Origin of the sequence: Microcoleus sp. Aus8_D2, assembly GCF_036702665.1 — a bacterium.
Lineage (GTDB): Bacteria > Cyanobacteriota > Cyanobacteriia > Cyanobacteriales > Microcoleaceae > Microcoleus.
Window position 1 is genome coordinate 237,903 of sequence record NZ_JAUBUN010000006.1, and the last position, 9,381, is coordinate 247,283.

At 48.9% G+C, this 9,381-nt stretch carries 7 protein-coding genes; 2 read left to right on the forward strand and 5 right to left on the reverse strand.

The features are described 5' to 3' along the window. Nucleotides 1–133: 133 nt before the first annotated feature. The 4 genes from QUB64_RS07350 to QUB64_RS07365 form a co-directional block, all read right to left on the reverse strand. Nucleotides 134–2,179, reverse strand: coding sequence for an NAD(P)H-quinone oxidoreductase subunit 5 (locus QUB64_RS07350; protein WP_333267290.1), 2,046 nt, complete (start codon nucleotides 2,177–2,179; stop codon nucleotides 134–136). Between the two features lie 206 nt (nucleotides 2,180–2,385). Further along, entirely contained in the window at nucleotides 2,386–3,834 is a 1,449-nt protein-coding gene (locus QUB64_RS07355; RefSeq protein WP_333267292.1) for a Tic22 family protein, read from the reverse strand. Between the two features lie 112 nt (nucleotides 3,835–3,946). Beyond that, nucleotides 3,947–4,324, reverse strand: a complete 378-nt coding sequence (locus tag QUB64_RS07360) for a thioredoxin family protein (RefSeq protein ID WP_333267293.1) — start codon at nucleotides 4,322–4,324, stop codon at nucleotides 3,947–3,949. A gap of 45 nt (nucleotides 4,325–4,369) precedes the next feature. After that, the gene (locus tag QUB64_RS07365) at nucleotides 4,370–5,083 is read right to left on the reverse strand and encodes an NnrU family protein (protein ID WP_333267295.1); all 714 of its coding nucleotides are present in this window, start codon (nucleotides 5,081–5,083) and stop codon (nucleotides 4,370–4,372) included. Between the two features lie 416 nt (nucleotides 5,084–5,499). On the opposite strand from QUB64_RS07365, the gene QUB64_RS07370 reads away from it, so the two are divergent. Both QUB64_RS07370 and QUB64_RS07375 read left to right on the forward strand, forming a co-directional pair. Further along, a complete protein-coding gene (locus QUB64_RS07370) occupies nucleotides 5,500–6,504 on the forward strand; it encodes a LysR family transcriptional regulator (protein ID WP_333267297.1) in 1,005 nt (334 codons plus the stop codon). Between the two features lie 552 nt (nucleotides 6,505–7,056). After that, nucleotides 7,057–8,514, forward strand: a complete 1,458-nt coding sequence (locus QUB64_RS07375; RefSeq protein WP_333267299.1) for a serine/threonine-protein kinase — start codon at nucleotides 7,057–7,059, stop codon at nucleotides 8,512–8,514. 104 nt (nucleotides 8,515–8,618) lie between these two features. On the opposite strand, the gene QUB64_RS07380 is transcribed toward QUB64_RS07375, so the two are convergent. Continuing rightward, nucleotides 8,619–9,380, reverse strand: a complete 762-nt coding sequence (locus QUB64_RS07380) for an ABC transporter permease (RefSeq protein WP_333394008.1) — start codon at nucleotides 9,378–9,380, stop codon at nucleotides 8,619–8,621. Between the last annotated feature and the right edge of the window lies 1 nt (nucleotide 9,381).

Here is a 9,381-nt window from a genome sequence, read left to right on the forward strand (position 1 = left end):
GAGGAGACGGCAGTGCCGTTTCCCTACGCGGAGGGAGGAGACGGCAGTGCCGTTTCCCTACGCGGAGGGAGGAGACGGCAGTGCCGTTTCCCTACGCGGAGGGAGGAGACGAGAGTGCTGTTTCCCGACAGATTTAACCAACTCCAGAAACGATCGCAAAACCCAGAACTGCGACAAACACAATCAGGGCATAAAATTGAGCGCGACCGCTTTCAAAGTATTTCAAACCTTCGCCCGTAACCAGGGTGAGAAACCCTGTCAGGTTGACGATACCATCGACGACTCGCAAATCCACTTCCATGACTTGCCGCGCTAAACGGCGGCTGCCTCTGACGAAGAGAACCTCGTTGATATCGTCGAGATACCACTTGTTGAGAGAGAACTCGTAAAGTGGTTTGATTTTTTGGGCGATCGCGCCTGCATCAATTTTCCGGCTCAAATACATCAGAGAAGCCAAGGTAATGCCCAGCAGAGCAATACCTACCGAACTGCCACCCATGATTAGAAATTCCGTCAAATCGAACTCAGCGGCGTGTTCTAAAACTTCTTCCAGAGACTCACCCGGAGCGCGGACAAACTGCTCGAAATAATTGGCAAACGGCGTACCGAGAAAACCGATAAACACAGAAGGTACAGCCAGCAATACCAACGGCAGAGCCATTGTCAGAGGAGATTCGTGAGGGAAATGGTCGTGCTTGTCGTGACTTTCGCCAGTTGCTGCCAATTCCTTAACGTTCATCGCTCCGGGGCCGAAAACTAGACCCGGTTGCAGGAGTTGCTGCTTGATGGCGTTGTTATTGCCCCGGAATTCGCCCTCAAAGGTGCTGAAATACATCCGGAACATATAAAACGCGGTCATCCCGGCAGTTATCCAGCTCACAGCCCATAAAGCGGGATTAGCTTGAAAAGCTTGGGCGAGGATTTCGTCTTTTGACCAAAAACCTGCAAAGGGTGGAATGCCACAGATTGCTAAGTTTCCGATTAAAAAGCAAGTAGCGGTAATCGGCATATATTTCCGCAAGCCGCCCATGACTCTCATGTCTTGAGCGAGGGCGGGGTTGTGTCCGACGACATCTTCCATACCGTGAATGACTGAACCCGAACACAGGAACAGCATTGCTTTGAAGTAAGCGTGGGTCATCAAGTGGAAGAGTCCGGCACTGTAGGCGCCGACTCCCATTGCCATTACCATGTAGCCCAATTGGGAGATGGTGGAGTAGGCTAACCCTTTTTTGATGTCATTTTGGGTAATTGCGATCGAAGCACCCATGAATGCTGTAAAACAGCCGGTGCAGGCGATCAAATTCATGACTGCGGGCAGCCCTTCAAATACTGGGTACATCCGAGCGATCAGGAAGACGCCGGCGGCTACCATCGTGGCGGCGTGGATTAAGGCAGAAATCGGTGTCGGGCCTTCCATTGCGTCTGGCAGCCAGACGTGGAGGGGGAACTGAGCGGATTTGGCTGCTGGGCCCAAAAATATCAAAACGCCGAAGATTGTCGCCAGAGTGGCGGAAAGGGCGCCGGATTCGACTAAAGAATGCAGCCGTTCGCCCATCACGTCAAATTCAAAGCTGCCGGTGGCCCAGTAAATGCCGAGGATGCCAAGCAACAGGCCGAAGTCGCCGACGCGGTTGGTGACGAAGGCTTTTTGGCAGGCGTCAGCAGCGGGTTTGCGATCGTACCAGAAGCCTACTAGCAGGTACGAACACATACCTACCAGTTCCCAGAAAATATAAATCTGAACGATGTTCGGGCTGACTACTAGACCTAGCATTGAGGCGCTGAAGATGCTCAGGTAGGAGTAAAATCTCACGTACCCGTCATCGTGTGCCATGTAGCCGTCGGTGTAAATCATCACCAAAAAGGCGACCGTAGTGACGATCGCCAGCATCACCGACGTTAGGGGGTCAATGATATAGCCCATATTCAGCGAGAAGTCGCCCGCAGAAGCCCACTGAATAGTGCGGGTGTAGGGTGCGTGACCTTGTAGTTGACTCCACAGCAATGCGAAAGAGAGTACCATTGACCCTCCGAGCGTGGAAACGATTAAAATCGCATTCGCTTGCCGGAGTTTGTTGGTGGCTTGGTTAAAGGTGATTAAGCCGAGACCTACTAGCATTGCGCCTGCCAGCGGCAGGACTGGAATCAGCCAGGCGTATTGATAAAGCGGTTCCATGACTGATGTAGTTTAAAGTTTCTACTAGATTGACAAAACTGTGAACTATTGTGACACAGGCTTGGACGACTGGGCATAAATGCGGGCTTTTTTTGAATTTTCCGGGACGCTCCGACTCTATTTTTATGGGGCTGGCGGCGGATCTTATCGCTAGGGGTAGTTTTAAATTGTCAGTTCTTGAGTAAGTTAAGTAAGGTCGATCGCGATTACCCCAAGTTGAGAATCGAATCTGTCGTGGATGCGATGAATGTGGAACTGCGAACAGTTGCCGGGGAAGCATTTAAAACATTGGCTAAAATGTCGCCATTAGCTAAGACTATGAGCGTGTTTGCGCCCGCCGCATTGAAATTGAGGTCATTTAGACTGATACTGCCTGCGATCGCAATTCTATCCCCGGGATTTAAATCGGTAATTCGATCGGCAAAATTCGCATCCCTGCCCCCTGCATCCACATCTATTTTGATAATAAAACTATCTGTGCCGCCGCCACCAGTCAGAATATCAAAACCTGCATCGCCCAGCAAAAAATCATTACCTTCATCGCCGTTTAAACTGTCATTTCCCCTGCCTCCCCGCAAAAAATCATTGCCATTTCCGCCACTTTGACTATCATTATCTTGACCGCCGCTGAGCAGGTCGCTGCCATCATCTCCGAAAATTAAATCGCTGCCTTTGCCACCCCGCAGCAAGTCATTTCCCGCGCCGCCACGCAGCACATCATTTCCAGCATTCCCATTAATTACATCATTAAATGCTGAACCATTCACCGTATCTTCACCGTCTAAGGCTCGCACGCCCCCTGGAAATTGAGTCACACTGTTGGGAGGTATTTGAAACAAATCATTGCCAATAGTTAAGTCAAGAAAACTAGCGCTCGCGGATGCAGTCAATAAGTTATTAAAAAAGCTCAATTCCTCAAAGTTTAGGAGCGTTCCAGAACCCGATCGCACAACATCTAGCGACTCCCGCGATGGCACCAAAATCAGTTGGTTAAAAAACGGATCGTTCGCAGTTCGCAAAGCTTCCAAAAGGCTGTCCAAGTTGACCACCTCAATCTTAATTGTGGCAGTAAAATTCGGCTCCTGCTGTTTGAAGCGCTCCACAATTTCTTGCAATTCTTCCCTGTTAAAAAACAAGGGAATCACGTCTTGCTGGTCTCGCTGAATCGTCAAATAACGGTTGTCCGTGCCGACTTTTGCCACAAACAGAGGTACACCGCTGTATTGGTTAACTTGCTGACCGTTTTGGCGCAACACCGTTTTAGCAGACTCAACCTGCTGCGGTGCCGGAACGTAAGTAAACTTCACCTCATCAGGCTTGCCTTTATTTGCTTGAGAAAGCTGGTAAATTTCCCCCAGCGACACCGGCAGCACCCGCACCGAAGCCGCCAACTCAGGGTTTCTCGTTTTCAGTTGCTCGACAAAAGCTCGAGCATCCTGCTGGCTGATAAAAATTTGCGCCACCGAATCATTGCCAGTTTGACCCTCACCTTGTTTGGGAACAGAAGCGATGAGGGGAGCACCAACCGCATCTGTAATCACAAACACGGGTACCGGGCGCAGCTTTTCGTCAATTTGTGGATTAGATAGTGCTGATGCTTTGAGATTTCCCGCTTCCTCCGAAGCGAGCAAGTGAACTTTAACTAAATTAGACATGGTGGTTTTAATCCGCGCTCAATCCGTTAAATCTTTTACTTACCCGCAGCGCAGGTAGATCCCTGACTTGTTTAAAAAGTCGGGGATCTAACAGCTATAGCGCTTAAAGATCTCACCTGTTGACTGCTGACTGCGGTTGCAGCAGTTGAATTGCGGGAGAATTCTCCACAGCGAGCATCCAGGAGTCTAAAGTGCGCCGCAGTTCTTCGCGCCCTTGATAATGTTCAAATCGGAATCGAACTTTGTCGCCCTCAAACAAAATCAGTGTCGGCAGACTTGTCAGCCGGTAAGTGTTGGCCAACTTCAAACTTTGATCGGCATTCACCCCTAGGAGCTTGACTTTTCCTGCCCACTGTGCCTCAAAAGTCGCAAGCGTAGGGTCGATCGCGCGGCACAAACCGCACCAAGGTGCCCAAAAGTGAACTAAAACGGGGGTAGAGGCTTGAAATACCTCTTGTGCAAAAGTGCGTTCGCTAACCGACAACACCATGATCCCTCAAAATTTAATAATTTTTTTTCTATCCTAGGGATCATGCTACCAGTATATGTTCCCAGTGACACGCATCAAAAAAGGATGAATTTTCCACAGCAAGCCCGTAAAAATGACTACGCCTAGGTAGGAAGGGCGGAGAAACTCAAGCAAGTCAAGGGTTTGACGCTTTTGCAGGATTGCCAAAAATGGAATGATTGAGGTTTGAGATTTGATGGTTTCAAAGGATTCGCCAAAACGTGCCCGCAGCCGGCTGTCGCCGTGCCACACTCCGAATAGGTGGTGAAGTACCAAACCGATGGAAGTGACGAGGGTAAAGCTAGTCCCAATCCATAGGGTGTGGGCCACGCACCAAATCACCTGTCCCACCATTTGCGGGTGACGGGTAATGCGAATGATGCCGGCTTGGTAGAGGTGAACTTCCGGCTTTTGGATGGCGGCAATTTCTAGGAGGTTGAAGGTTGCTGGGTACAGAAACAGAAAGGAAATTGCTGAGAGTATCCAAACGACTGGTTTAACTCCGGGTACTCCCTGTACTTGCCAAAGCTGCACGCCGTCGTAGCGGTGGTTGAAAAAGTAGACAACCAAAATCACCGCTAGCGGCAAACTGACAAGGGCAAACAAAACTCGGTAAAGTCTCGGCCCGATCAGCTTTTCACCTCTGGGGCGGAGGGCTGCTAAACCGCTGTGGGCGATCGCAAAACCGCCTAAAAGTCCGAGAATAACTAAGTGGGAGTCAAGCGCTAAGTCGATCGTCATTGCAAATATTAAGAAAAGTTATTGATTCGCGGTCAAATTGTGGCACAAAGTATCTATAGGAGCATTCAGCGGTTATCAGTCATCAGTCATTAGTCGCCAGTCATTAGTGACCGAATCGCAACTAGAGACGGAGGACGGAGGACAAGTACAAATGCGTGTCAGGTTGCATCTCGTAGATTTTAGATTTTAGATTTTAGATTTTAGATTGACTTGCACCATTGAATCTGGGAGCCCGAACTTGAGTCTAAAATTTTGGGATCTATACGACGATTGTCCGGGGAACAGTACCCGTTTTTGGGGTCAAATGCCGGCATTGAAGTCAAATCAGACCTTGGCACACCGGATGAACCAGCTTGTCGATGACCGCAGAGATTCACATTGATACCCGCCCCTACACCAACTGACAATTTAGATATATGTCTGACCTTCCTTTCACTTTAGACCAGTTACGCATTCTCAAGGCGATCGCCTCTGAAGGAAGCTTCAAACGCGCCGCCGACAGCCTCTACGTATCCCAGCCAGCAGTTAGCTTGCAGGTGCAAAACCTAGAGAGACAGTTGGACGTGCCGCTGTTCGATCGGGGGGGGCGGCGGGCTCAACTGACCGAAGCCGGACACCTGCTGCTGAGTTACGGCGAGAAAATTTTATCGCTTTGTCAAGAAACTTGTCGAGCTCTGGAAGACTTGCAAAATCTCCAAGGTGGTACTTTAATCGTCGGCGCTTCTCAAACAACCGGGACGTACTTGCTACCGCGAATGATTGGGATGTTTCGGCACAAGTACCCGGATGTAGCGGTACAGCTTCACGTGCATTCGACCCGCCGCACGGCGTGGAGTGTGGCCAACGGGCAAATCGATTTGGCAATTGTTGGCGGAGAAATTCCTACCGAACTTGTAGAAGCTTTAGAAATTGTTCCTTACGCTGAGGACGAACTAGCTCTGATTCTCCCGCCGTCTCACCCGATGGTACAACAAGAAAGCATCCAAAAAGAAGACCTTTATAAATTGCAGTTTATTTCCCTGGATTCGCAGTCTACTATCCGCAAAGTCATCGATCAGGTACTGACTCGCTGCGGCATTGACACGCGCCGCCTGAAAATCGAGATGGAACTCAACTCGATCGAAGCTATTAAAAATGCCGTTCAGTCAGGGCTGGGCGCTGCTTTTGTGTCGGTTTCGGCGATCGAAAAAGAGTTGATGATGGGCGTTTTGCACAAATCTAAAATGGACGAAGTTTTAGTAACTCGGATTTTATCGCTGATTTACAACCCCAACCGCTACCGTTCTAAAGCAGCAGAGGCTTTCAGCAATGAAATTTTGCCTTCCTTTGCTACTTATTCCGCCATCCCGGAAAAGAAAGAACCTCCGGTCATGGATTTGGGACTGATAGAAATAGCAGCTCCCAATTCAGGGGGAAGTTAATTTATTACCAGAAAGAATTGGTTTAAAGCCGGAACCCTTTTAGGGAGAAATTAAAACAAGACTATTCATTACTCCCATCCTATTCTTTCCAGGTAGAGGTCACTGTCAACCTGTTTGCTGTCAACCTGTTTGCTGTCAACTGTCAACTGTCAACTGTCAACTGTCAACTGAATGAAGTCGCTGGCAGTCAGCAGTTCACGCTTAGTTTAGAGATTAAAATCTGTTTGACAACCCCTGGAAAAATTTGGTAATGGGTAATGGGTAATGGGTAATAGGTAATGGGTAGTTGGCTTGTTTGATGCCAAAAGCTCATATCAAAACTAGGTCGAGAGGGTAAAACAAAGTGGGAGTGGCAGAAAAAAAAGTTTAACCTCGCAGAATAAGAGATTGAACCATTAGCAATGACCAATGACCAGCCTTCGGCTTCGCTCTTCGGCTAAAATGACCAATGACCTGTTTGGCCCATGCCCCATGCCCACCCTTCGACTTCGCGAGCGGGCAAGATGCCCCATGCCCCATGCCCCATGCCCAATTCCCAATTAGCCAACCAAAATGGAAGTTTACTGCACCCGCCCGGGCTGCCCGCGCCCTCAAAACTATTTTTCCGACCTCGATGACAGTTCCCTGCTGAAAACGGTGCAGCAAAGGTATTGCAAGACCTGTGGAATGCCCCTGATTTTGGGCGGTCGCTATTTGCCAGTCAGGTTGTTGGGTCAAGGCGGTTTTGGGGCGGCATTTTTGGCCAGAGACCGCTATACTCCGGCGATGCGGCAGTGCGTTGCTAAACTTTTGCAGCCGTCAGCAAGTCTGAGTCCCGCACAGCTAAAAATTGCTCAAACTCTGTTTGAACGAGAAGCAGCGGTGCTGGAAGAACTGGGCAACGAACATTCGCAAATTCCGAGTTTGCTGGCGTTTTTTGAGCTGACTGTTCCGAGTTTGCAGCCGGGAAAAAACGATCAGTTTTTCTATCTGGTTCAAGAATTTATTGATGGAGAAAATTTGGAGGAGGAACTTGCTATCAAAGGCAAGTTTTCGGAAGCTGAAACGATGGAGGTGCTGCGGGAAATTTTAAAGGTTCTCGATTTTGTCCACTCTCGCGGTTCGATTCACCGGGATATTAAACCTGCTAATATTATGCGGGCTAAAAATGGTCGGCTTTATTTATTAGATTTTGGGGCTGTCAAACAGGTGACGCAAACGGTGGGTACTTCTAAGGCTTCGACTGGTATTTATTCTTTGGGTTACGCGCCGCCAGAACAAATGAGCGGACAAGAAGTTTATCCAGCAACGGATTTTTATGCTTTAGCTGTGACTTGCATTACTTTGCTCAGCGGTTTGCAGCCGACGGAATTGTTTGATAGTTATCAAAATGAGTGGAATTGGCATTCGCGCGTACAGGTAAGCCCGCGTTTGGCTCAAGTTCTCGATCGAATGTTGTTACCAGCTCCCAGCCAGCGCTATCAATCGGCGGCCGAGGTGGAAGCGGCTCTAAAATACAATTCTCAACAGCCTACGATGGTCGTGCAGCCCCCGGCAATCAGGACTCCGCCTCCCTTACCGACTCAGCCAGCACCACCGACTCAGCAGCCTCCTGTGGCTCCTGTGGTGGCTCCTCCGGGAAACCTGCAAACTGCACCGAGACAGGCTTTTTCGATTTGGGATATTTTGGGAGGGGCGGCGTTTACGGGTTTTGAAGGGGGGTTGCTGGCGATCGCCCTGACAAGTTTGCTACCGTCTCCTAGCGTCAGCATCGGATTGTTGGGGATGATTGTGGGGGGGCTAATTTACGGGCAGTACCGCAGGGCGATCGAGCAAACTGAGATGCTGATTATTAGCGCAGGTACTCTGGCTTTGCTGTGGTTTTTCCCGGCTTTGCGCGCGGCAGTTACGATTTATCCGAATTCTCCGATCGCAGGCGTGTTGTTTGTGGGATGGTTGGCGGCGTTGGGGGCGATCGGGGCAACAGCAATATTTCGCTTGATCTATAAGTTACTTTCTAATATTTTTTAAGCCTTATTTTAAATTCGAGAGGCATGGTTTGTAGTGAGGACTTTAGTCCTTCTTTCCGAGGACTAAAGTCCTCACTACAAACTATTTCATTACAAGTTTGTAATTCAATCTTGTTGGGTAGAAAACTGGCGGGCGCCGATCGCAGAAAAGGCGATCGCAGCCGCCAACAAAACAGGTATGCTGTACCAAGGAAACTTAGCGATATCGTAAGCAGCCGCTCTCAATCCAATACTTGCATAAGTCAGCGGCAACAGATAAACTATGCCTTTCAGGGATACCGGTAGCGACGCGGGGTCAAAAAAAGTCGCACCTAAAAAGGACATCGGAGTTATCAGAAAATTGTTGTACAATCCGACTGATTCCAGGGATTTTACATTTAAACCCACTATCACTCCCATGCCCGCAAACACAGCGGAATTGAGAATAATCACTAACAAAAATAGCGGATGCAGAAATACCAGCTTTTGAGTAAACACAACTGCTATTAAAATAACCGAAACAGAAGTCAGCAGTCCCCGCAGAATTCCGGCTAACATTTTGCCCGCGTGCAAAGCTAACGGGTGTACCGGCAGCAGCAGCAATTCCTCAAATGTTTTACTAAAAAGGCGTTCGCCGCAAATTGAAAATACTGTACCCGTAAAACTTACTGTCATCGATGAGAGTGCAACCATTCCCGGTAGCATGAATTCTAGATAATTGCCACCAATTGCAGGTTTAGGCATGGAACTGCCCAACCCGAAACCAAAAGCTAGAATGTAAATTAATGGGGATGTTAAACCAGCGGCGGCAATTGGCAGGATTCGGACTCGCAAATCTAGCCATTCTCCCCAAAACACGGTGATTGTGTCTGTTAGTATAGTTTTAATT